This is a genomic window from Citrobacter sp., from assembly GCF_050252275.1.
Lineage (GTDB): Bacteria > Pseudomonadota > Gammaproteobacteria > Enterobacterales > Enterobacteriaceae > Citrobacter_A > Citrobacter_A amalonaticus.
The window spans coordinates 1-22,620 of record NZ_JBFWLF010000038.1 but is presented as its reverse complement, the minus strand read 5'-3'; the positions used below and the strand labels follow the sequence as shown (position 1 = coordinate 22,620).

24 protein-coding genes and 1 pseudogene are annotated in these 22,620 nt (G+C 55.5%); 7 read left to right on the top strand and 18 right to left on the bottom strand.

Annotated features, from left to right (window positions below; genetic code table 11):
* Together putA and AB7E14_RS05315 are read left to right on the top strand one after the other, a co-directional pair.
* Positions 1–2,664 (top strand): bifunctional proline dehydrogenase/L-glutamate gamma-semialdehyde dehydrogenase PutA (gene putA / locus AB7E14_RS05320; protein ID WP_428169386.1); only part of this gene is annotated, 2,664 nt, incomplete at its 5' end.
* Between the two features lie 59 nt (positions 2,665–2,723).
* The gene (locus AB7E14_RS05315; RefSeq protein WP_043001955.1) at positions 2,724–3,119 is read left to right on the top strand and encodes a lysozyme inhibitor LprI family protein; all 396 of its coding nucleotides are present in this window, start codon (positions 2,724–2,726) and stop codon (positions 3,117–3,119) included.
* Here AB7E14_RS05315 and rutR read toward each other — a convergent pair.
* Together rutR and AB7E14_RS05305 are read right to left on the bottom strand one after the other, a co-directional pair.
* Positions 3,116–3,754, bottom strand: coding sequence for an HTH-type transcriptional regulator RutR (rutR, locus tag AB7E14_RS05310; RefSeq protein WP_044258058.1), 639 nt, complete (start codon positions 3,752–3,754; stop codon positions 3,116–3,118). The genes AB7E14_RS05315 and rutR overlap by 4 nt on opposite strands.
* A 163-nt stretch (positions 3,755–3,917) precedes the next feature.
* Positions 3,918–4,091 carry a general stress protein gene (locus AB7E14_RS05305; RefSeq protein WP_043001044.1) on the bottom strand — a complete coding sequence of 58 codons (174 nt, stop codon included), beginning with the start codon at positions 4,089–4,091 and terminating at the stop codon, positions 3,918–3,920.
* A 383-nt stretch (positions 4,092–4,474) separates the two neighbouring features.
* Here AB7E14_RS05305 and wrbA point away from each other — a divergent pair, with 383 nt between their 5' ends.
* Positions 4,475–5,071, top strand: coding sequence for an NAD(P)H:quinone oxidoreductase (gene wrbA / locus AB7E14_RS05300; protein WP_043001045.1), 597 nt, complete (start codon positions 4,475–4,477; stop codon positions 5,069–5,071).
* Between the two features lie 20 nt (positions 5,072–5,091).
* Entirely contained in the window at positions 5,092–5,319 is a 228-nt protein-coding gene (locus AB7E14_RS05295; RefSeq protein ID WP_316962206.1) for a YccJ family protein, read from the top strand.
* Between the two features lie 36 nt (positions 5,320–5,355).
* Here the strand turns inward: AB7E14_RS05295 and agp are convergent, their stop codons facing one another.
* The 16 genes from agp to AB7E14_RS05215 form a co-directional block, all read right to left on the bottom strand.
* On the bottom strand, positions 5,356–6,597 hold the full coding sequence (gene agp / locus AB7E14_RS05290) for a bifunctional glucose-1-phosphatase/inositol phosphatase (protein ID WP_316962205.1): 1,242 nt from the start codon (positions 6,595–6,597) through the stop codon (positions 5,356–5,358).
* Between the two features lie 87 nt (positions 6,598–6,684).
* Positions 6,685–7,392 (bottom strand): ArsR/SmtB family transcription factor, encoded by a 708-nt coding sequence (locus tag AB7E14_RS05285; protein ID WP_428169385.1) that lies wholly within the window; start codon positions 7,390–7,392, stop codon positions 6,685–6,687.
* 49 nt (positions 7,393–7,441) lie between these two features.
* Positions 7,442–8,200 carry a sulfite exporter TauE/SafE family protein gene (locus AB7E14_RS05280; protein ID WP_043001048.1) on the bottom strand — a complete coding sequence of 253 codons (759 nt, stop codon included), beginning with the start codon at positions 8,198–8,200 and terminating at the stop codon, positions 7,442–7,444.
* A gap of 86 nt (positions 8,201–8,286) precedes the next feature.
* On the bottom strand, positions 8,287–8,775 hold the full coding sequence (locus tag AB7E14_RS05275; protein ID WP_044327672.1) for a MarR family transcriptional regulator: 489 nt from the start codon (positions 8,773–8,775) through the stop codon (positions 8,287–8,289).
* 24 nt (positions 8,776–8,799) lie between these two features.
* Positions 8,800–9,285, bottom strand: coding sequence for a TlpA family protein disulfide reductase (locus tag AB7E14_RS05270; protein ID WP_044327671.1), 486 nt, complete (start codon positions 9,283–9,285; stop codon positions 8,800–8,802).
* Positions 9,272–9,967: an ABC transporter ATP-binding protein gene (locus AB7E14_RS05265; protein WP_043001051.1), complete on the bottom strand. Its 696-nt coding sequence runs from the start codon at positions 9,965–9,967 to the stop codon at positions 9,272–9,274. The genes AB7E14_RS05270 and AB7E14_RS05265 overlap by 14 nt, the downstream gene beginning before the upstream one ends.
* Positions 9,968–9,971: 4 nt before the next feature.
* Positions 9,972–11,102 (bottom strand): ABC transporter permease, encoded by a 1,131-nt coding sequence (locus AB7E14_RS05260; RefSeq protein ID WP_044258067.1) that lies wholly within the window; start codon positions 11,100–11,102, stop codon positions 9,972–9,974.
* Positions 11,092–12,375: an ABC transporter permease gene (locus tag AB7E14_RS05255; protein ID WP_058587907.1), complete on the bottom strand. Its 1,284-nt coding sequence runs from the start codon at positions 12,373–12,375 to the stop codon at positions 11,092–11,094. The genes AB7E14_RS05260 and AB7E14_RS05255 overlap by 11 nt, the downstream gene beginning before the upstream one ends.
* A gap of 2 nt (positions 12,376–12,377) precedes the next feature.
* Positions 12,378–13,757 (bottom strand): Fe-S-containing protein, encoded by a 1,380-nt coding sequence (locus AB7E14_RS05250; RefSeq protein ID WP_044264180.1) that lies wholly within the window; start codon positions 13,755–13,757, stop codon positions 12,378–12,380.
* A 66-nt stretch (positions 13,758–13,823) separates the two neighbouring features.
* Positions 13,824–14,351, bottom strand: coding sequence for an iron transporter (locus tag AB7E14_RS05245; RefSeq protein ID WP_428169384.1), 528 nt, complete (start codon positions 14,349–14,351; stop codon positions 13,824–13,826).
* Positions 14,352–14,380: 29 nt separating this feature from the next.
* Positions 14,381–16,318, bottom strand: a complete 1,938-nt coding sequence (locus AB7E14_RS05240) for an FTR1 family iron permease (protein WP_316962203.1) — start codon at positions 16,316–16,318, stop codon at positions 14,381–14,383.
* 264 nt (positions 16,319–16,582) lie between these two features.
* Entirely contained in the window at positions 16,583–17,335 is a 753-nt protein-coding gene (nqrC, locus tag AB7E14_RS05235; RefSeq protein ID WP_316962202.1) for an NADH:ubiquinone reductase (Na(+)-transporting) subunit C, read from the bottom strand.
* Positions 17,336–17,526: 191 nt separating this feature from the next.
* Positions 17,527–18,033 (bottom strand): protein disulfide oxidoreductase, encoded by a 507-nt coding sequence (locus AB7E14_RS05230; RefSeq protein WP_316962201.1) that lies wholly within the window; start codon positions 18,031–18,033, stop codon positions 17,527–17,529.
* Positions 18,023–18,646, bottom strand: a complete 624-nt coding sequence (locus tag AB7E14_RS05225; RefSeq protein WP_058587903.1) for a DsbA family protein — start codon at positions 18,644–18,646, stop codon at positions 18,023–18,025. The genes AB7E14_RS05230 and AB7E14_RS05225 overlap by 11 nt, the downstream gene beginning before the upstream one ends.
* A complete protein-coding gene (locus tag AB7E14_RS05220) occupies positions 18,643–20,523 on the bottom strand; it encodes a protein-disulfide reductase DsbD domain-containing protein (RefSeq protein ID WP_316962200.1) in 1,881 nt (626 codons plus the stop codon). Before AB7E14_RS05220 ends, AB7E14_RS05225 begins: the two co-directional genes overlap by 4 nt.
* Before the next feature lie 48 nt (positions 20,524–20,571).
* Positions 20,572–20,934, bottom strand: coding sequence for a hypothetical protein (locus AB7E14_RS05215; protein WP_044327077.1), 363 nt, complete (start codon positions 20,932–20,934; stop codon positions 20,572–20,574).
* A 181-nt stretch (positions 20,935–21,115) separates the two neighbouring features.
* Between AB7E14_RS05215 and cbpA the strand changes: the two genes are divergently transcribed.
* The 3 genes and pseudogenes from cbpA to AB7E14_RS05200 all read left to right on the top strand — a co-directional run.
* Positions 21,116–22,036: a curved DNA-binding protein gene (cbpA, locus tag AB7E14_RS05210; protein WP_044258080.1), complete on the top strand. Its 921-nt coding sequence runs from the start codon at positions 21,116–21,118 to the stop codon at positions 22,034–22,036.
* Positions 22,036–22,341: a chaperone modulator CbpM gene (gene cbpM / locus AB7E14_RS05205; RefSeq protein ID WP_043001060.1), complete on the top strand. Its 306-nt coding sequence runs from the start codon at positions 22,036–22,038 to the stop codon at positions 22,339–22,341. The genes cbpA and cbpM overlap by 1 nt, the downstream gene beginning before the upstream one ends.
* A gap of 117 nt (positions 22,342–22,458) precedes the next feature.
* Positions 22,459–22,620 (top strand): annotated as a pseudogene (locus tag AB7E14_RS05200) (4Fe-4S binding protein); the annotation flags it as partial.

Below are 22,620 nucleotides of genomic sequence, written 5' to 3'. Positions count from 1 at the left end.
AAAGGCGCCTACTGGGATAGCGAGATCAAACGCGCCCAGATGGACGGTCTGGAAGGCTACCCGGTTTATACGCGCAAGGTCTACACCGATGTCTCTTATCTCGCCTGCGCGAAAAAGCTGCTCAACGTACCGAATTTGATCTACCCACAATTTGCGACCCACAACGCCCATACGCTGGCAGCCATTTACCAGTTGGCCGGACAGAACTACTATCCAGGTCAGTATGAGTTCCAGTGCCTGCATGGAATGGGTGAGCCGCTGTACGAACAGGTCACCGGTAAAGTGGCGGATGGCAAACTGAACCGTCCGTGCCGCATTTATGCACCGGTTGGCACCCATGAAACGCTGCTGGCGTACCTGGTGCGTCGTCTGCTGGAAAACGGGGCGAACACCTCCTTTGTTAACCGTATCGCGGATACCACGCTGCCGCTGGACGAACTGGTGGCCGATCCGGTCGAGGCCGTCGAAAAACTGGCGCAGCAGGAAGGTCAGACCGGTCTGCCGCATCCGAAAATTCCGCTGCCGCGCGATTTGTACGGCAAAGGGCGCGAAAACTCTGCCGGTCTGGATCTTTCCAACGAACATCGTCTGGCCTCCCTCTCCTCTGCCCTGCTCAACAGCGCGCTGCAAAAATGGCGAGCATTGCCGATGCTCGAGACACCGGTTGCCGAGGGCGAAATGAGCCCGGTGGTCAACCCGGCAGAACCGAAAGACATCGTCGGTTATGTCCGTGAAGCCAGTGAAGCTGAAGTCGAACAGGCGCTGCAAAGCGCGGTGAACAATGCTCCTATCTGGTTTGCGACGCCGCCGCATGAACGTGCCGCCATCCTCCATCGCGCTGCCGTGTTGATGGAAGGCCAGATGCAACAGCTGATCGGCATTCTGGTGCGTGAAGCCGGTAAGAGCTTCGCCAACGCCATTGCCGAAGTGCGTGAAGCAGTAGACTTCCTGCATTATTACGCCGGTCAGGTGCGTGACGATTTTGATAATGAGACCCACCGCCCGCTCGGTCCGGTGGTTTGCATCAGCCCGTGGAACTTCCCGCTGGCCATTTTCAGCGGACAAATCGCCGCCGCGCTGGCTGCAGGCAACAGCGTACTGGCAAAACCCGCGGAACAGACGCCGCTTATCGCAGCCCAGGGCATTGCCATCTTGCTGGAAGCTGGCGTACCGCCGGGCGTGGTGCAACTGCTGCCTGGCCGGGGTGAAACGGTGGGCGCGCAATTGACCGCCGACAGCCGCGTGCGCGGCGTGATGTTTACCGGTTCTACCGAAGTGGCGACGCTGCTGCAACGTAACATCGCGACGCGTCTGGATGCACAGGGACGTCCGATTCCCCTGATCGCCGAAACGGGCGGCATGAACGCGATGATCGTTGACTCGTCTGCCCTCACCGAACAGGTGGTGGTCGACGTACTGTCCTCGGCATTTGACAGCGCCGGACAGCGCTGCTCCGCGCTGCGCATACTCTGTCTACAGGATGATATCGCCGACCACACGCTGAAAATGCTGCGTGGCGCGATGGCCGAATGCCGGATGGGCAACCCGGGGCGTCTGACCACCGATATCGGTCCGGTGATCGACAGTGAAGCCAAATCCAATATTGAACAGCATATTCAGGCTATGCGGGCGAAAGGTCGTCCGGTATTCCAGGCGGCGCGTGAAAACAGTGAAGATGTCCGTGAATGGCAAAGCGGTACATTCGTTGCGCCAACGCTGATCGAACTGGAAAGCATTGACGAGCTGCAAAAAGAGGTCTTTGGTCCGGTTCTGCACGTTGTACGCTACAACCGCAACAACCTGGACGCGCTGATTGACCAAATCAACGCCTCCGGCTACGGTCTGACGCTGGGCGTCCACACCCGTATTGATGAAACCATTGCCCAGGTCACCGGTTCGGCGCACGTAGGCAACCTGTACGTTAACCGGAATATGGTGGGGGCGGTCGTCGGCGTACAGCCGTTCGGCGGCGAAGGACTCTCGGGGACCGGTCCGAAAGCCGGTGGGCCGCTCTATCTCTACCGTCTGCTGGCAAATCGTCCGGAAAATGCGCTGGCCATCACTCTGGCGCGTCAGGATACGGACTATCCGGTAGACGCCCAGTTGAAAGCCGCGCTGATCCAGCCGCTGGAAGCGCTCAGCGAGTGGGCGGCCGATCGTCCTGTGTTACGTCAACTTTGCCAACAGTTTGGTGAACTGGCGCAGGCCGGTACGCAGCGTCTGCTGCCTGGCCCTACCGGGGAGCGTAACACCTGGACGCTGTTACCGCGTGAGCGCGTACTGTGTATCGCGGATGATGAACAGGATGCGCTGGTGCAACTTGCCGCCGTCACTTCGGTCGGGAGTCAGATTTTGTGGACTGACGATGCCTTTCACCGTGACCTGGCGAAACGCCTGCCGGCAGCGGTTTCTGCCCGCATTGCGTTTGCGAAAACCGACAGCCTGACAACGCAGCCTTTTGATGCGGTGATCTTCCACGGCGATTCCGATCAGCTTCGTGCCCTGTGTGAAGCGGTAGCAGCCCGTGAAGGCGCGATTGTCTCGGTACAAGGTTTCGCCCGTGGTGAAAGCAATATTCTGCTGGAGCGACTGTACGTCGAGCGTTCGTTAAGCGTGAACACGGCAGCCGCCGGAGGTAACGCAAGCCTGATGACAATTGGCTAAGGCTGTGGTTAATTAAGGCTCCGGAAACGGGGCCTTTTTTTATGGAGCCAGAGGGAATGATGAAACGAATACTACTCACCTGCGCTGCGCTGCTGCTCAGCGGTCAGGCGCTGGCCGATGACTGCGCAAATGCCAGCACGCAAGCGGAAATGAATACCTGTGCCGTCACCCAGTATCAGACGGCAGACAAAGAACTGAATGAAACGTATCAGAATGCGCTGAAACGCGCAGCCCCGCCACAGCAGGAACTGCTGAAAAAGGCGCAGACCGCGTGGATCGCCATGCGCGATGCCGACTGCGCGCTTATCAGCTCCGGCACCGAGGGGGGAAGTGCTCAGGTGATGATCGCCAATCAGTGTCTGGCGGATAAAACCGCCGAGCGTGAAGCGTTTCTCGCCTCGCTGCTACAGTGCGAAGAAGGCGATATGAGCTGCCCACTGCCGCCTGCCAATTAACGAACGCGAATTCCCTCAATAATCATGCGTTGAACGTTTTCAACCGTCTGATTAAAAAAGGTTTCGTCACGCAGCGTTGCGCCCGTCACCGCCTCAACCTGAGGCGCAAAATCGGCGTAATGCTGTGTTGAAGCCCAAATCATGAAGATCAGATGATGCGGGTCGATCGGCGCCAGTTTGCCGCTCTTCACCCAACCGGCAATCAGCGCGGACTTTTCATCAATCAGCGTTTTCAGATCGCCGGTCAATTCATCCATCAACAGCGGCGCACCGGCCAGCATCTCCATGCAAAAAAGACGCGAGGCCTGCGGGTAATCACGGGACACTTCCAGCTTTAGCCGGATGTACTCTTTAATGGCAGCCAATGGCGCAAAATCTTCCCGAAACGCTTTTAAGGGCGCCAGCCAGATATCCAGAATCTGTCGTAGCACGGCGACATACAGCGCCTCTTTTGACGGGTAGTAATAAAGAAGATTGGTTTTGGAGACGCCGGCCTGCTCGGCAATGTGTTCAATACGTGTGCCGTGAAAACCATATTGTGAAAACGTATTTAATGCGGCTGTCAGAATCGCTTCGCGTTTCGCGCTGACCGCCTGCGAGCGTTTACCTGTTTTTTTCTCAGCACGTTCGGCCATGCCCTTTCCTTGTTTGGTGAATCTGTCAGTGGCGCATAGTCTGCGTGGCGTTTCCTTTCAGTTCAACCTGACGGGCAAAAAAAACCGCCGGAGTATCCGGCGGCGGTGGCGTCATCACGCAGTAAGGGTAGGCTGAACATGATGATCGACAAGTGCGGCAATGCTAGCTGTTACGGCTACCACCACTGCTCTTGCCCCCTTTTTTACCTGCTTCAGAGGCACGCTGCGGGTCATTTTTAAAATTCCCCCCGCTGTGCTGACCACCTTTCTTACCTGCTTCTGATGCTCTTTCACGGTCTTCGGCAAAATTACCGGAACCGCCTCGATGGTTTGCCATTACTGACCTCCGTCATTGATTAGACATCATATTGCATAGGTACTGAGGAGTGACTCCTCACGCCACGGATGGCGGATGCCATTCACCTCGCGACGTGAAACTAAGCTTAGGCAATACAGAGCGTTCGGCCCGCCGCTGGTAATATCCTGCAACAGCTTAAGTCCGTGTTGAGAAATAATTGCCTCAGTTTATCAATAAGCCTTTCTTATGATTAGCAAAATTTAGCGGCGAGAAAATGTATCATTTTGCTACAAAACAGGCTGTCCTAAAATTTGTTATAAATCAAAGAAATGGTCGTGATATTTGCACTCTCAGCGCCACGTCATATCTTTAAAGAGGGTAGCGAATCGCTACAGACACGGTTAATACGAGGAGTAGTACAAATGGCTAAAGTTCTGGTGCTTTATTATTCCATGTACGGACACATCGAAACGATGGCGCACGCGGTAGCGGAAGGGGCAAACAAAGTGGATGGCGCAGAGGTCGTGATTAAGCGTGTACCGGAAACCATGCCAGCTGAAATTTTTGCCAAAGCCGGAGGCAAGACGCAAAACGCGCCCGTCGCCACCCCGCAAGAACTGGCGGATTACGACGCCATTATTTTTGGTACGCCAACGCGCTTTGGCAATATGTCAGGCCAGATGCGTACCTTCCTCGATCAGACGGGCGGATTGTGGGCGTCCGGCGCGCTGTATGGCAAACTCGCCAGCGTTTTCAGTTCTACCGGGACAGGCGGCGGTCAGGAACAAACGATTACGTCTACATGGACTACACTTGCCCATCATGGGATGGTGATTGTGCCCATCGGCTACGCCGCACAGGAACTGTTCGATGTTTCGCAAGTTCGCGGTGGTACGCCTTATGGCGCAACGACCATTGCCGGTGGTGACGGTTCACGCCAGCCCAGTCAGGAAGAACTCTCTATCGCACGTTATCAGGGCGAATACGTTGCCGGTCTGGCAGTGAAGCTCAACGGCTAATCTTCAACGGGAGGATAAGAATGCCAACTCAAGAAGCGAAGGCTCATCACGTCGGTGAGTGGGCAAGTATGCGCAATACATCGCCGGAAATAGCCGAAGCCATATTTGAAGTTGCCGGATATGACGAAAAGCTGGCAGAAAAAATTTGGGAAGAAGGCAGCGATGAAGTGCTCATTAAAGCCTTTGATAAGACAGATAAAGACGCGCTCTTCTGGGGCGAACAGACCATCGAACGTAAAAACGTTTAAGCCGTTAAATCCCCCGCTTGCGCGGGGGAACCTCATTTATTTCGCCGCCTCATTCAGCAGTGCGTCAAACTTGTCGATCGGACAGAAACCGTTCGCATCAATCGGGCATCCTTTCAACTCCAGGGTCACGCGTTGCGCCGGGGCTTTCAGCGTCAGCACATCCGCATTACGCAGTTGCTCTGAACTCTGATACACATACTCAATTTTCATCAGATCGCGGTTGGCCTTCGTGTCATGCCAGCGCTGGAAGACAATTTTGCCGCCAATCGGCGTGCGTTCGTTTTGATCATGTAACTGATAGGGTTTGAATTCCAGTGCGGTAAGCAGTGAGGCGATGTTTGAGTCATGCCCCACCAGCACGGTAATTTTCGGCGCTTTCGCCTGTTCGGTTACCAGCGCTTTGTCGATGTATTTCACCAGCGGTTTCGCCACGTTACGTGCGACCTCCGCAGAGGTAAACAGGCTGTCCTGATAGCCATTTTTCAGTTTCGACAACACCTTCCACTGCTGATCGGATTTAATTTCGCCCCAGGCCACCTGATCCATCGGGAATCCTTCGTAGTATTGCAGCGTGAAAGCGTCCACCAGCGAGTTCCCCACTTTCAGCGGTCCGGTGACACCGGGCTCCTGCTCATAGTTCGCGCTAAAGGTATCTTTAGCGTCAGTCAGCGAACACTGCTGTTTTTCCTTGCACGATGGCGAGTCTTTGTAGTTAATCATCTGTTCCAGCAACTTGTAGCTGTCATCAAGTTGCATCTGGCTGCGCTCTTTTTCCATCGCCTGTACGGCTTTCTCGCGGAAAGCCGCTGAATCATCGGTGATCACCGGGTTAAAGGTGGGGTCCATGGTGCCCATTTTTTCCTGGTGATGCACCGGAACATCGCAGCCAGGGAACGCGCCGGTGATAAAGAACTGGGCGGTCGCGACCGTACGCTGCAGACTGTTGGCATAGGTATAGACCGTATCCGGTGCCGGGCACTCGCCGGATTTCACCATCCCCTGCTCTGCCAGCCATTCACGCATGTAATGGCCCATATACACTTCCAGCACGCCACCTTTGGTGGTGAGCTGTCCGCCCGGCACATCCCATTCAGGCCATTTATTCGGAGTGGACTGCTCCAGCACGCTGCCATTGTTCGCCAGCGGCGCACGTAAGTTATGTCGACTCATCATCAATACTTGCTGTAGCTGATAGCCTTCCGGCGCCGTTTGTGCCTGCGCGGCAGAAGACACCATCACAACCCCTGCGACAGCGGCGGCAATTAACGATTTGTTCATCCCTACGACCTCGTGTTGTTATTCGTCATTCATAAGTGTGACAGATATATGACACATTTTTGGGAACGAGACCGCAAAAACAGGGATTCAGCGCATCATATTGATGCCAAATATCATTTGCAGCTTGCGGATCCCGGAGGGCGTGAAGGTGACCTGGCGGCTTCCCGGTGCTGTTTTTATCCACCGCTGCCCGGTAAGCCAGGTCAGTAGCGCCGCGCCAAGTACACCACCCAGATGATAACGTCGCTCGCTCCAGTCCAGACAGCCGCAGCTAAATTTGCGTCGCGACACGCTGGCCTGTACGACAATGCCCAGATCCGCCAGTTTCTCCTCACCCAGAGGCGTCAAGGTTTCGCCATCTGCCGTCAGCCACTGTCGGGAAACCAGCGTATCAAACAGTCTCACCGCCACTTCTCCGACCAGATGGTCATAACAGGTCCGCGCATGACGCAAACTCAAAGGCGTAGTGATTTTCCGCGATGCCGTTGATGTCCAGGCGACGCCCATCAGACGCTCCAGCAGTTCCGCAATGTCTGCGCTTGCAAGGCGAAAATAGCGGTGCCGCCCCTGGGCGAGAGAAACCACGAACCGCTGCTCGCACAGACGGGCCAGGTGCGCACTGGCGGTAGACGGCGAGATATCCGCCACCGCGCTCAGTTCCGTCGCCGTCCATGCCCGGCCATCCATCAGCGCACACAGCATCCGGGATCGCGATTTGTCCGCCATCACCGCCGCCGTCAGCGCCATTCGTGATTCGAGTTCGCCGTCTTCTTCATTTACGACTATTGACATCATACTGACCTCTCAGCCTCGGGGAGGAGTTAACCATGGCACGATTTTGTCATTAAGTCACAGCACGGAGCATCATTTCGATACTTAGCCCCAGCAGACAAAACAGAAAGCAACGTTTAAAGACAACGGGTGAGATGACCCGTCGGATACGAGTGCCTGCCCACTGGCCGAGCAGCGCCGGAACGATGGCGAATGCCGATAAGCTCAGCGACTGCACGGGGAGCGCGTCGTGCCACCACAGACCCAGTGCTAACGCCAGCGTGGAAAAGGTAAAAGAGATACCGAGCGCCTGAACCAGTTCATCCTTCTCAAAGCCCAGCGACTGGATCCACGGCACCGCCGGCATCACAAAGACGCCCGTTCCGCCGGTCAACAAGCCGGTAGCGAATCCGACAACCAGTGAGAGCGGTTTTTCACGCCGCGGTGCGATCGCAATTCGTTTTCCCGCCAGGGTCCAGAGCGCATACACCATCAGCGCCAGCCCGAGCGCAAACTGTGTGCGGGAAGTCTCGCCACCGGTGATCCAGACGCTGGCCAACAGTGTGGCAATCACCACCGTTAGCAGCATAGGCCAGAGTCGCTTCAGCAACATCCGGGTATTTCCACCGCCGCCAAACTGAAACAGATTGCTGATAAGCGAAGGTAACAACAGCATAGCCGCCGCCGCAACCGGAGAGATCAGCGAGCCGAGGATCCCCATTGCCACAGTAGGCAGCCCCATGCCGGTGACGCCTTTCACCATCCCCGCAAGAACAAAGGTTAAGGCAATCATCACAACCTGGTCGGGGTCGAATGCAAAAAGAAGGGTCATGCTTCAGCGTCCTGTAAGGAGAAGATGACCTATCCTGAATGCTTGCGACGATGCTTGCTTCGTCAGCGAACGAAATGTGGTTTCCGCTATTCAGAGATAATGACTTCATGGCGGATGTTACGCGCGCAGTAGGCTGTCCCGTCTTTGAGATACAGTTCCTGAAAACGGCTGTTATCCATCGGTTGTTGCAGTCGCGTACGCTCGGTATCGACAAACTCTTTTTGCACGCGGTAATGCACCGCATCCTGTGTTTCGAACGCGATAAACTCGCGGGTGGCATAGGGCTTATGTTTCAGTTTGACATAGACGATGTACTGCACCGTGCTGAACGTGAGCCCGGTTCGCACGGCAATCTCCTTCATGGTCAGCGGTTCATCGGATTCATACAATGCCTGAACCTGTTGAATTCTCTTCTGGCTATACGCCGACACACGCAAACTGAGTTTCAGCCGGTAAGCCATATTGCGCACCACCGTCACATTGGTGCACAGCATCTGCGCAATGTGTTGCGTCGAGAGGACGCCCGCGTTTTCACGCAGGAGAGCCAGGCTCTCGTCGTTCCAGATAAATGCCATCAGCGGTATCCCTCCACCGAAAACTTATTGCCCCGCGAGACGGGCGAACGTGGCGGCTAATTCCGCCGGTTTACGCATTCCCTGATGACACTCCAGCACCCGGCCTTGTGGATCAATCAGGACCGAGGTCGGTGTGCCGATGACCTGGTATCGTTCCTGAGTGATTTTCATCTGATCGCGAAGGACCGGATACGACACCTGGTGCTTCGCCAGAAGCGCATCCAGGTTGACCGTACCCGGATCGGTATTCACCGCCACCACTACCACGCTATCGCCCCATTTCTGGCTGAGCGTTTCCAGCGAATCCATCTCCGCCAGACAACCACCGCAGCCTGCCGACCAGAAATTGAGATAGATGGATTTTCCCTGCCAGCGATCCAGTCCGGACTCCTGGCCTTGTAAATCGAAGGCCGCCAGCGCCGGAGCCGTTTCGCCGACAGCCAGCTTTTCCTCTTTACAGCCACTGAGCAATACCGCCAGTGAGAGAATGAAAACGTTAAGCCAGCGCATGTTGCATCGCCTCCTCTCCCAGATACTTTCCGTGTTGCAGACGCAAAATGCGATCGGCAAACTGCCCAAGCGCCGGGTTATGCGTCACCATGACTATCGTGCGCCCCTGGCGGTGCAAATCGGTAAGCAAATCCAACACCCGCTGTTCATTCTCTTCATCGAGGTTGCCTGTCGGTTCATCCGCGAAAATGACCGGCGGCTCATTCACCAGCGCCCGCGCAATACAGACACGCTGCTGCTCCCCACCGGAAAGCTGGCTGGGTAAATGGGTGACGCGGTGCCCAAGGCCGACCTGTTCCAGTACTTTTCTGGCTGCTGCCTCGTCCACCACGCTGTGGTAGTGCTGCGCCAGCATGATATTTTCCAGCGCGGTTAAAAAGGGAATGAGATGGAATTGCTGGAACACCAGGCCAATCTTCTCGGCGCGAAAACGACGCCGTCCCTCTTCATCCAGCGCGGCGGCGTCCGTACCCTCAAGAAACACCTGACCTTCCGTTGCGGTATCCAGACAGGTGAGGATGTTCATCAGCGTCGTTTTCCCGGAGCCGGAGGCCCCCATGATGGCGACAAACTCCCCTTGCGTAATTCGTAGGTTAATATCATCCAGGGCGGTAACGTCGCCAAACCGTTTATAGAGGTGACGTGTTTCGATCGCCACCTGTGGAATCTGCGTCACGGACATGGCGCTACTCTCCTTTCAGCACGTTAGCGGGTTCGACGCTGACCGCACGCCGTACCGGAACAATCGCCGCCAGAATGGCGACCAGTAAAGACAATACGAGGGTGATGGGCAGCACCGGCAGACGCAGCGAGATCGCCGCGTTGAATACCGTCAGTCCCAACAGTTGCGCCAGCAAATACCCCAACAACCAGCCGCACACTACGGCCGCAAGGGCGATAATGCAGGTTTCCAGCAAGATTTGCCGTACGATGTCGCCATTGCTGGCACCCAGCGCTTTTTGCAGAGCGAACTCGCGGGCACGCTCGCCGACTATCGCCATCAGGGTGGTATTCACGCACAGGGAAGAGAGCGCCAGAATCACCAGCGATACCAGTCCCATCAGCCCTTTGATCTTATCCAGCACCTGTCCTTCTGAGGCGGAGACTTTACGCACCGGGCGAATCTCCAGATCCGGATACTGGCTTTGCAACCGGCTGGCATAGCGATCAACCTGGCCAACATCATTACTGACGCTCAACAGGCCGTGGCTGATTTTCCCCGGCTGATGCAGCCAGGCTTGCGCCACGTCGAGGCTGACGATCAGCATGTTGTCCGTGGCGTCACCGGCTTCGACAATGCCTTTAATCTGCAGGTTTTTCCGCTGGTTATGATCGACCAGCGTGACGTTATCGCCGGGCTGAACGTTGAGGCGCTCCGCCAGCTTGATGCCAATCATCGCGTTGCGATCGTCGAAGCTGACGCCAATCCAGCTCCCCTGAACCTGCCAGTAAGGCACCAGTTTTTGCAACGATTCAAACCAGACGCCGACGATCACCACTTTTTCCAGTTCGGTACGCGCCATGCCGTATAACCACGGACTGGCACCGTGAACCAGCCCCGCTGGCGCATCATCCAGAAGGGTCTGTAGCTCCCGCTGTGGCATACTCGCGCCGTGCCCCGGCCCGATGTAGAAGTTGGCGCCGAAGGTGCGTAACTCTTCACTCATTTTAGTATTGATGTCGAACCATACCGCGCTCAGCGCCGTCACGATGGTCGCCCCCACCATCAGCGCGGCAAAAACCACGCTGACCCGCTGAAAACGCAGGCGCAGCGCCCGCCACACCAGCAGCCAGAGCATTGTCCGTTTAGCGGCCATACAGCACCTCCACGGGATAAAGTCGCGCAATGCGCCGCGCCGGGAACCAGGTTCCGATCAGGGCAATCAACATCGCAACCACCAGTACACACGGCACCACAATCCACGCGAAATCGAGAGGAGCGTCGAACAGCATCACGCCAATCGCTTTCGCCAGCCCCCATCCGGCAACGCATCCCAGCGCCCCGCCTGCCAGCCCACTGGAAGCGGCTTCGAGGTAGAACAGCAGCATGATCTGCCACTGACGCGCGCCAAGCGCCTTCATCAGACCGATCTCTTTGGCGCGTTCCATAATCGTGCTGGTCATCAGCGAGGCGATCCCCATTGCCGATGCCGCCAGCGCGGCAATCGTCACCACCGCCATCAGCAACTGAATTTTGTCAATCACCACCCCTTCAGAGGCGGCGACTTGCCAGACCGGGCGCACCTCCGCCCCGGAGATCGCCTCCTCCAGTTGGTGGGCGATAGAAGAAACATAAGCAGTGCAGTACCAGAGGTCGTACTCTTCCGCATTAAGCGCATCCAGATTTTCCCGCGCGCGACGTGAAAGCTCATTTTCCGGTACCGTCAGCGCCGAAACACGAATGGCCTGCACCTTGCCGGGCAACCCCAATAGCGTCTGCGCTATCGCGAGCGGCATCACCAGTTGGTTATCTTCCTCGCCGCCGCTGGAGAGGATCCCGCTGACGGTGACAGGCACTGTTGTATCCGCGTTGTTTAATACCAGCGTATCACCCGCTTTCCATCCTGTTTGTCGCGCCAGCGCATGCCCCACGAGCGTTTGCGGTGGACTGTTCTCGCCTTCCTGCGGCCAGTCGCCGGTCACCTGCCAGAACGGGCTAACCGTTTTCTGTCCGGTTTCATATCCCTCTTCATCCGGAATATCGACCGGTTGGCTGAAGAACGTCCCGAGAATGCGCACCGCGTTATCGTTCACGGTGACTTCACCGCCCAGCATCGGCGCAAAACCGACAATGTTATTGCGCCAGAAAATATCTTTGATATTCGGCAATTCAGCTTCATCAAGGAAATCCTGCCCAGAGAGCGGATTACTGCTTTCGCTAAACAGCGCAGGCAATGCAGCTTGTCCGGCAGGCTCAATCAGGATGTTTGCGCCGTAGGATTTGAGCTCCCTCGACATTTTGTCACCGATATCGATCGACACCGCCAGCAGCGCCGAGATCAGGCTGGCTGCAAGAAAGACCGTGATAATCGCCAGCCCTTTACGCCGCAGGTTGCGTCCCCAGGATTGTCGTAACATTCGACACAGCATCGTTACTCCTCCCTCAGTTCGGCAGGAACAAACTGTTCCGGCGTTTGACGAAAACGGTCATAGTTCTCTTCGGAGGAAAAGAACCAGGTCTTACCGCCGTAGCTGTACTTGAAGTCCGCCGAGGTATTGGTCAACGTTGAACCATCAACCGGATCGGTCACCTGAATGGTCATCACCGTCGAGAAGTAGTTCACGCCAGCGGCCAGTTCTTTACCGGGGATCACTAACTCTTTTTCATCGTTGTGCCAGTTTTCAATCGGTACCGGATTGCAACCGCCGGGTTTGCCAATGGAAGGGATAAAAATATGTACCCCACAGGCGACGCAAATGACCTGATTGCCTTCCATCACATAGCCCTGATCGCCGCACAATAGACAGGCATCAAACACCACGCCAAAGCGCAGTTTGTCGGGATAACGGTTGATGATGAAAAAGCGCACGGCTTTGCCATCGTCAGCCACCCAGACAAAGCGATGCAACTTACCGTCCCGCAGTTGTTCAACCGGCAGATGGACACTGCCGTCACTGGCGAGCGTTACCGGGATGGCTTGCGAAAGCTGCGGCGGCTGAGACGCGACGTTGTCCCACCACAGTTGCCCGGCAATCACCACCACGGCACAGCCGAGGGTGACCAGCCAAAGCCGTAGCGCATTCCGCCGCTGCGCCAGCGCCAGGCGATGTGCAATCGGTTCTTCTGTTGCCCGCGTCTGACGATGGGCGCTCAGCAACGACGGCAGCCAGCACAGCGCCAGAAGCAGCAGTAATCCCACCGCCATCCAGTTATAGGCTGGCGCATTATTGGTCACTTTCGCCACAAAGCTCAGCAGCGATTTCGCCAGCGGCAGTACCTGTAGCTTCATCAACAGCAACAGCAAATTACCGCTTAACGGCAGCCACAGCATGACCAGCAGAATGAGGGTGAATGGCCAGTACAGCACGCGGATTCGGCGCAGCAGCATGGCGCAAAGCACGCCAGCCAGACAAAGGATCGCGAAGGCGAGGACCACTGCCGTCAAATTCAGCAGCAGTTCAGTATTCAGGACATGCGTGCTGGTTAAGCCACCGAGATTCGGATCGAGCGCCCAGTGACGCGCTGCGCCAAAGACCAGAATCCCTTGCCACAAATAGCGCACACGGTTTCCCGCCCACCAGAAGCTGAGCACAAACAGCAACGTGACCATCACTTCCGTTCCGACCAGTAACAGCTGTACCGGTTGTGAACCGCGCAGCGTCAGTCCTGCCAGCACGCCGGCTGCCAGACCAATAAGCAGCGTCCAGCCCAGAGGGCGTAAGGAAGGGGGATCGTTTCGACTCCAGAGAACGCCGGAGAGTAACGCGATGCAGAAAAAGACCTGTAACGTGGTGACGAAAAAGTAACTCATGACATCGACTCAGAACAGCGGATTGACTCGGCCGGGATGAGTTAGCATCCCGGCGCATCGGTTTTCTTAGTTCAGACCGACGTATTTAAATTCGTAGCTCACATCAAACGGTTTCCACCAGCGACCGACACCAGTGTCACTGTCGGTGTGACGGTGCATCCCCGCTTTTGACGGCGGTTCAATGTGGTAAGTCACTTTGTAGTTGCCCACGCCCATCATCTTGACGTTCGCGCCATAGTGAGGGCCATCGCTGGCGACCATCGGCATAAACGTTCCTTCCTGTTTTTCACCGGTATCGCTGTTGACCAGGGTGTAGCTGATGGTCAGATAGGGGATCCACTCTCCTGCGCCAAAGCCGTTTTTGCTGCCTTCGTCCGCGTGAATATCCGCCTCAAGGTGAATATCGGCTTTGGCTGCCGGTAAGCCCATGCCGCGCGGCTCCATATCAATCGGCTGCAGATAAACGGCGGCCAGCTCCATTTCATTCATCACGACAGGCTCGCCCGCCGGATACTCTTTAAAGGCGAACGCTGCCGGTGCGGTGAAAATTCCGGCCATCACTGCGCTGGCAATCAGGGTTTTCTTCATGGTCATCAGACATATCCTCTCGTCTAAAATCACAACTACAGAGTGTTTTTTATTGTTTCCCCAGGAACGGCGCTTTTTCGCCGCATAACCCACAGCGCAACCAGCGCAGCGAGCAGCAATACTGCCTGCGGTAACAGCGTTTCCACATAGGGATAAATCCCCAGCCAGCTGATTTCCGGGAAACCGTTAATCAACGTTGGCTGGAACAGTTTGCCTTCCACCAGCTCCAGTACACCTTTGCCCGCAAACACGAAGGCCATCAGGTACATGAAACTGCCGGTAAACATAAAGAAGGGTTTCAGCGGCAAACGCACCACCGAATAACGCATGACCAGCCACGCCGCCAGTAACACGACACAGCCAATAACAAAGCCCGCGCCAATCGCCATGTGTCCGGCGACATCTTTGGCATCGCCGATCAGGGCGTAGTAGAACAGAACCGTTTCGGCGCCTTCGCGATAGACCGCGAGGAAACTAGTCAGCCACAGCCCCACCAGCGACCCTGTCGTCAGTGAGTGGGACAGCTTGCCTTCCAGCCAGGCCTTCCAGTGTCGGGCTTCCACTTTGGACAGCAGCCAGTAGCTCATGAAGAACAGCATCACGACCGCAATCAACATCGTGATGCCTTCCAGCAGTTCCCGACTGGCACCCGAGTTGGTGAACAGCAACTGGAAAATCACTGCGGTGATTATGCTGGCGACCAGGGCTACGATCACTGACTGGCGAATCAGCGGCAGCTTATCCTGATGATTGTTTTTCACCATGTAGGCGACAATCGCCGCCACGATCAGCAGGGCTTCCAACCCTTCACGGACGATGATCATCAGGCTGTAAAGCAGCAGACTCCATTGCGTCTCTTCTCCTTCGCCAAGCATCGTCACCGCTTTTTGCAGATCCTGCTCGAGCGCGCTCGCTTCTGACTGGAGTCTTTCTGCCGGTTGACCAGCCTTCATCAAGCTGACCAGACGGGTGAAGTAGGCTTCCAGCGTGGTTTTGAACGCCGAATCACGGGAGCCGATTTTGTTTTCCATGCCGCTGGCTTCGAAGCGATCGAAATAGCTGTCCTGAACATCCAGAATGGCATTCTGCGTCTCGCCGCGTTGATACCGCGCAATAGCGTCCTGAATGCTCTGATTGATTCCGCCCGCCACTTCACCCCAGTTTGTCCGCGAACTCTCCTCCGCCGCCGGACCGTTGTCTGCGGTTTGTGGGGCTGCAATCAGCTGATCGTCGCGGGTTGTCGGTAAGCCTGGCAGAATATCCTCAATATCCTGTAACAGCGTGGTGACCTGATAAGAGACGTCGTTGAGGCGATCGGGTTGAGCGGCAAGTGCAATCAGCGCGGAAAACTGTTGGTTGATGGCTGCGGCATCTTTGGCCGAGCGATTCTGCCTGACCGACATTTCCATCTCAGAGTTTTTGAATCCCTGATAGTGCGCCTGCTGGACATGCTGACTGGCCGTAGCGTAGTTCCCGGCCTGATAGTCATTCACCGCCTGGGCCAGCAGATCGTCGATAATACGGACGCTCTCTTGCCAGTGAACAGCGATATCCGTTCGGGTGAGCGCGCTGTGCGGCTCTTCCGCCACCAGTCGGTGTCCGCCGTCCAGCACCGGTTCGACTTCTCGTAGCGATGCCTTCAGCCAGTCGATTTTCGACTGCACATCAGCGAGCGGTTTTTTCTCGCCAATCATCCGCCGGATTTCACCGAAGGCGCTCTCCATTTCGTAACTTTTACTGGCGGAGATGTTGATGCGGATGGGGCCTTCGAGATTTTCAAACACCTCAAAGTAGGCCATTTGTACCGTGCGGCGCGCCTCATCGGTGCGCTGTTGAGAATAAAGTTCTGCTGTTTTATCAAGGCGTTGCTCAATATCCTCAATAAACGGAGCATAGTTTGTCGCGGCCCATACGCTAACGCTTATGAGCAGACTGAAGAGAGTTACCAGCAGTGAGAGGCAAAACTTACGCACGATACGCACCAAATAACACAAATGATAATTATTATCATTATCGATTTTTACTGGCGTTGTACATGACCTGGATCATAAAAATGTCAATGGGTGACAAGTTATGTAAATTTATTTCATTGATATGTGATGGAGGGCGAAATCTTACGGCGGGTATTATACGCTTCCAGACCGTCAGGAATTAAATGTTACGTTGCGTAAATCCGTAAAAAATGAGTGATACTGCGCCTACTGGCTTAAAGTAAATTATCCGCAGGCGCACTTTATTCAGCGATACAACATCTCCGGGTCTTGTTTCAGTCGCTGCAAAAATGGGCCATAACCCTGCTCACTGATCCAGTAGTTAATACTCTTTTCAACGCCCGTTGACGTCAGCGTCGCACCAGAAATACCATCAACGGTATATTCATTATACTTCCCTGATTTCTCCTGAACTATTTTCAACGTCGGCGTTCCATTATCATCAGCCACCTTTTTCCCCGGCCATTGTTGACGCCAGCTTTCATCTTTCACTCTGGCCCCCAGAAATGGCGTCTCCCGCTGCTGATAATAATACAGATTGTTCACCGTACGACCGTCCAGTCCCAAAGAGAGAAATGCATGCATCATCGATTTCGCTCCTTTGCCCGAAACAGGGATGATAACTTGCTGAATCTTATTATACTTATCTTTTACCAGATAAACTTCCGCCAGCGAACAGCGTTGACGAATCTGTGCAGGGTCCTGCTCCGGAGCGAGTTTTTTACATCCTTGTGCGGCCGTTTTATCCGTCACCCACTCGCCGGAATCGAGATTCACCGTGCGCACGATAATCGCACGCTGATATAAACTCTCAATCGATTTTTTATCCTGAGCATCCGTCTTAAGTAAGCCCGCAACCTGTAAAACAGCGGTTTTTTTTTCTTCTGCCGTCGGCGCCGTCATTTCCCCCTGAAACAACATAAACCAGGCGATCGCAATCAGAAAAATAAGGACACAAAGCACCATCATTGATGCAATAATAACTTTACCCTTGCGCATTTATTTATAATTCCTGTAAGCATTAACAACGTTATATCGCTACATGATATGCCATTACTCCATGTCATTTGCAATGATAAAAACCGCGAAAAAATAGATTCAACCCGTTTACTTTCTGCCTTAAATATTTAAATCACATGGTGTTACGGCTATTTTATGGTGTAAAAAAACCGGGTTTCCCCGGTTTTGACTCAACTGATTTTGGCCCACCCTAACCGCAGGCGCATCCCCCAGTAGCTGGTCCAGCCGCTGGTAGTGGAAACCACCTGCCCTTTTGACACCACAATCAGCGTGGGGGTGACGCTGATATCCCAACTGCGGGAAAGTGCGCCATTAGTATCGTTGACCACGGGAAAAGAGATCCCTTTACGCGCCAGCCAGCGCGCAATCGTCTGTTCATCTCCCGAACGCAGCGCGATGGTCAGCACCTTCTCCCCTTGTGCCTGCAAGCGGGCAACGTCCGGTGTGGTATAGCGGCAAACGCCACACCAGGTGGCCCAAAAATAGATCAGTAGCGGCTCTTCCTCACTTAATGCCGCCAGCGTTACCCGTTCGCCATCCAGCGTGTAAAGCGGTGTACTGTCGAAAGCCGTTGGTGCCTGTGGCGCGCGCCAGGCATCCATTAGCCACATTCCACCAGCCAACAGGAGCAAAAAAACCACACCTTCGCGCAGCCATCGCCGCAACTTACTGACCATTTGCCACCGCCAGTTTTTCTTTAACGACTTCTTCAAGCACCTCCCAGGAGACGGCCCCAGGGATCAGCTCATCACCAACGATCGTCGCGGGTGTTCCCTGAACGCCGACGAGTCGCGCCAGTTGCAGATTGGTACGTAGCGTTTCATTGCTTTTTTCATCCAGTATGACCGGGCTGGCCGCCGATTTTTCCTGCGCCTGTTTAATGCTGACGTCAGTGTGGTATCCCTTCTTTTGCATCAGCTTTTCATGCAGCGCGAGGAACTGCTGTGGATGCTCACGCCAGGTGGTGAGCGCCGTCCGCGCAGACAACACCGAGCTTTCGCCTTTAAACGGCAGCGGTTTGATAATCACCGCCACGTCAGGGTATTTCGCCACCAGTTTCTCCAGCAGCGGATCAAGCTGTTTGCAGTACGGACAGTTGTAGTCGGTAAAATTCACCAGCGTCAGTTTTGCCTGTTTTGCGCCAAAGCGCGGACTGGCCGGATCGTTAAACAACGCCTCCTGAATGAGGGCTTCGATCTGTTTTTCTTGCTCCGGGGTAAACGGCGCGGCGTCTTTGGCAAGGCTGAACGCGCTAAACAGGGTAAATAACAGGATGATCAGGGATTTCATGGCGTTTCTCCTTTCGCTTTAGCCAGTGTTTCTAACAGACCGTCGCGCGTTAATAACGTCGGCAGCGCCTGACCTTTCGGTAAGCCGGGGCCATAGATTTGGTTATACGGTACGGCAACCTGGCCGCGTGATTTCAGAAATGCCGTAATGTCATCAGACGGCAGCGTCCAGTCGCCGCGCAGGGCCACGACATCCGGTTGCTGTAGCGCCGCCTGCACCGCGTCGGTGTTCAGCACGTTATATTTATTGACCTTGCAGGTAATGCACCAGTCGGCGGTCACATCGATAAATACGCGCTTATTTTGCGCAAGCGCGTCGGTGATCGCCTGCTCGCTAAGCGGCTGCCAGCGGACACTCTCTTTCGCCGCACTTTGGGAGGTAAAACCCAGATGAGGCAAAAGTAGCGTTGCCAGCCAGAGTGCAGAACCGAGCATCATTAAGCCGAGCAAGCGTCGCAGTCCGTTCATCCAGCGTCCCGGTCGCGGCAGACGAAGCGCCAGCCCCGGACGCAGGGCGACCAGCAACCACGGCAGACTCATCCCAATGCCGAGGGCGAAGAAAAGCCCCCACAGCACGGGCAGCGATGCCGTCAGCGCCACCGCCACGGCTGTACCGAGAAACGGTGCGCTGCACGGTGTCGCCAACAGCGTGGCAAACGCGCCCTGCCAGAAATGTCCCGCCAGGCCGTTACCACCGTAAGTCGCCAGTCGGGTGGTCATTGATGACGGCAGGCGAAATTCAAACAGGCCGAACAGAGTGGCGCTGAAGGTCAGCATCACCAGCACCATCGCGCCAATAAACCACGGATTCTGGAACTGGATACCCCAACCGAGCGCCTGATTGCTCAGTCGTAACACAGTCATCAGTAATGCCAGCGCCATGAAGGAGATCAAAATCCCCCCGACCGACGCGAGGAACTGCCGTCGTATCTGGTGGCGATTTTTCTCCTCAACGAGCAAAATCGAACCCAGCTTCATCCCCAGCACCGGCAATACGCAAGGCATCAGATTAAGGATCACGCCTCCCATCAGCGCCATAAGAACCACCTGCCAGAGCGGGAGTCTGGCGGATTCTGTCACCGGCGCATCACCCACGATAAGCTGGCTCTCCTGCGCCACACCGTTATCCGCCAGCACCAGCGTGAGCGATTTGCCGTGTAAATTCGGCGCCCCTTCCCCCCAGCTATCGTGAACCGGCACCGTCGCGTGCAGTCTGTCGCCATCGACCCGGATCAGCGGTTTAGCAAAATCCGTGTCCTCTACGCTATCGAGGAACAGCTCGGGTGCGGTCCAGCCACCGCGGCGCTGCGCCTCGATCACCAACTCGCCGTCACGCGCACCAGCGATCAGGGTTTGAGTCAGACCCTGCGCCAGGGGCACACGTCCCATCGCCTGAGCATAATCATGCGCAAACCCGGCATCCTGTTGAGAGGCCGTAAACGAAAACGGGTAGTCGGTCAGCAGACACACGTTGCTACAGGTAGAGAGCGTCAGCACACCGGCAATGCGGTCGGGAGTGTGTCCCCGGACGGCCAGCGGAAACGTGACCTGTTGGTGATAGCCTTGGGTAGTCATACCGGCGACGTCAAAACGGTCCGGTGTCGGCCAGAACCAGTCTACCACGGGCATCTCTCCTTGCCAGGCGATGGCAGGCGCAACGCCGCCTTCCCCCGGCGAACGCCAGTACGTCTTCCAGCCGTTTTCCAGTTTGACGTCGATCAGCAGACGGGTTTCCCCCTGTGCTGACGTATCGGCGCGCAGTCGTACGCTGGCATGATCGTTCTGCGGGGAACGCAGCCAGCCGCTCTCTGCCGCCCACGATGCGGGCAGCCAGAGTAATAACAGGCAGATCAGTCCCTGCCTGAAGGCATACATCATAATTTTTCTCCATGAATGATTAACTTACTGTACGAAACAGCCAGTCTGTCATTCGCGGAAAACGCAGAATCTGAGATGGACCCGAAGTCTGGGGGGAGAAATAACGCGTTGCGGGAAGAACGGTAAGCGTACGGTCCTGAACGGCGTTAACAAGGCAAGGAGTAAACAGAGCGCGAGGATCGCGCCTTCAAAAACGACCGGTGGCGCGGCAAGCAGCGATTTCGCACTGAGCTCGCACGGGGTCACGGGAGATGCATCCTCTGTCACGGACGTCGGCGACGCCGTCGCCGCGATCGCGGTGGTCTCCATCTGCAACGCATGCAGGCCCGCCATGCGCTGCGCGGTACAGACCATCACCACGACACATGCCAGGCAGAGGAACCACCATCCCATCCGTTGACGTTTCGCCATCACACCCTCACTCATTGACGCGAGTTATCTTAGCGGCTGGCGTGTTTTACGCAACCTCTGGGCTGTAAAGATATGTTGTTTCGCTGGTTGGCATTCATCCTCGACAGGATTACCCTACACTTATCGATGACACCTTTTAAGGGATCCCTTTAGCCTGTATTGATTAACCCGAGAGAACGCTATGGAATTAAAGGATTATTACGCCATCATGGGCGTGAAACCGACGGACGATCTCAAGACTATCAAGACCGCTTACCGCCGACTGGCTCGCAAATATCATCCCGATGTCAGTAAAGAACCCGATGCTGAAGCCCGCTTTAAAGAGGTCGCTGAAGCCTGGGAAGTGCTGAGCGATGAGCAGCGACGCGCGGAGTACGATCAGCTCTGGCAACACCGCAATGACCCGCAATTCAACCGTCAGTTCCAGCAGGGAGAGAACCAGAGCTACAACGCCGAAGACTTCGACGATATCTTCTCCTCTATTTTTGGTCAGCACGCGCGTCAGTCTCGCCAGCGCCATGCCAGCCGTGGACATGATATTGAAATTGAAGTCGCGGTTTTTCTTGAAGAAACACTCGCTGAACACAACCGGACCATTAGCTATAACCTGCCGGTCTACAATGCGTTTGGCATGATTGAACGTGAAATTCCAAAAACCCTGAATGTGAAAATTCCGGCGGGTGTCGGCAATGGTCAGCGTATTCGTCTGAAAGGCCAGGGGACGCCGGGTGAAAACGGCGGACCGAATGGCGATTTATGGCTGGTGATCCACATCGCACCACATCCCCTGTTTGATATCGTTAACCAGGATCTGGAAATTGTGGTCCCGCTCGCCCCATGGGAAGCCGCGCTGGGCGCAAAGATTGCCGTCCCCACGCTGAAAGAGAGCATTCTGGTCACCATTCCCCCCGGCAGCCAGGCCGGACAACGTTTACGCATCAAAGGTAAAGGTCTGGTCAGTAAAAAACAGACCGGTGATTTGTATGTCGTGCTGAAGATCGTGATGCCACCTAAACCGGATGAACGTGCGACTGCGCTGTGGCAGCAACTGGCAGAGGCACAGTCAGGATTTGATCCGCGCAAAGATTGGGGGAAAGCATAATGGCTAACGTCACCATCACTTTTACGGTTACCGAATTTTGCCTGCGCACCGGCGTGACGGAGGAAGACCTGAACGAGATCGTGGGTCTGGGCGTCATCGAACCTTACACCGAAACGGCGGACAGCTGGCAGTTCGACGATCATGCCGCCACTGTGGTACAGCGCGCCCTGCGGTTACGTGAAGAACTGGCGCTTGACTGGCCGGGGATCGCCGTGGCGCTCACGCTACTGGAAGAGAACGCACGTTTACGACAGGAAAACCGCCTGCTACGACAGCGGCTCGCGCGTTTTATGACTCATCTATAAATATTGGGCAGCGTAAGCTGCCCAATTATCAGGCAATGATATAAATCAACGCTGGCTCAACGGGATAGCCGTACTATAGTGGCATTCAAAATGCCACTTTATGGACGTCAGAAGGCAATGAGCGAAAAAAGCAGAAAGCGCTGGCAACGCCGCCCCGGAACAACGGGCGGTAAACTGCCATGGAACGACTGGCGTAATGCCTCCACCTGGCGCAAAGCTACGCAGTGGCTGCTGATGGCGAGCGATATTTATATTGGCGTGACGTTTTACTACTGGGTG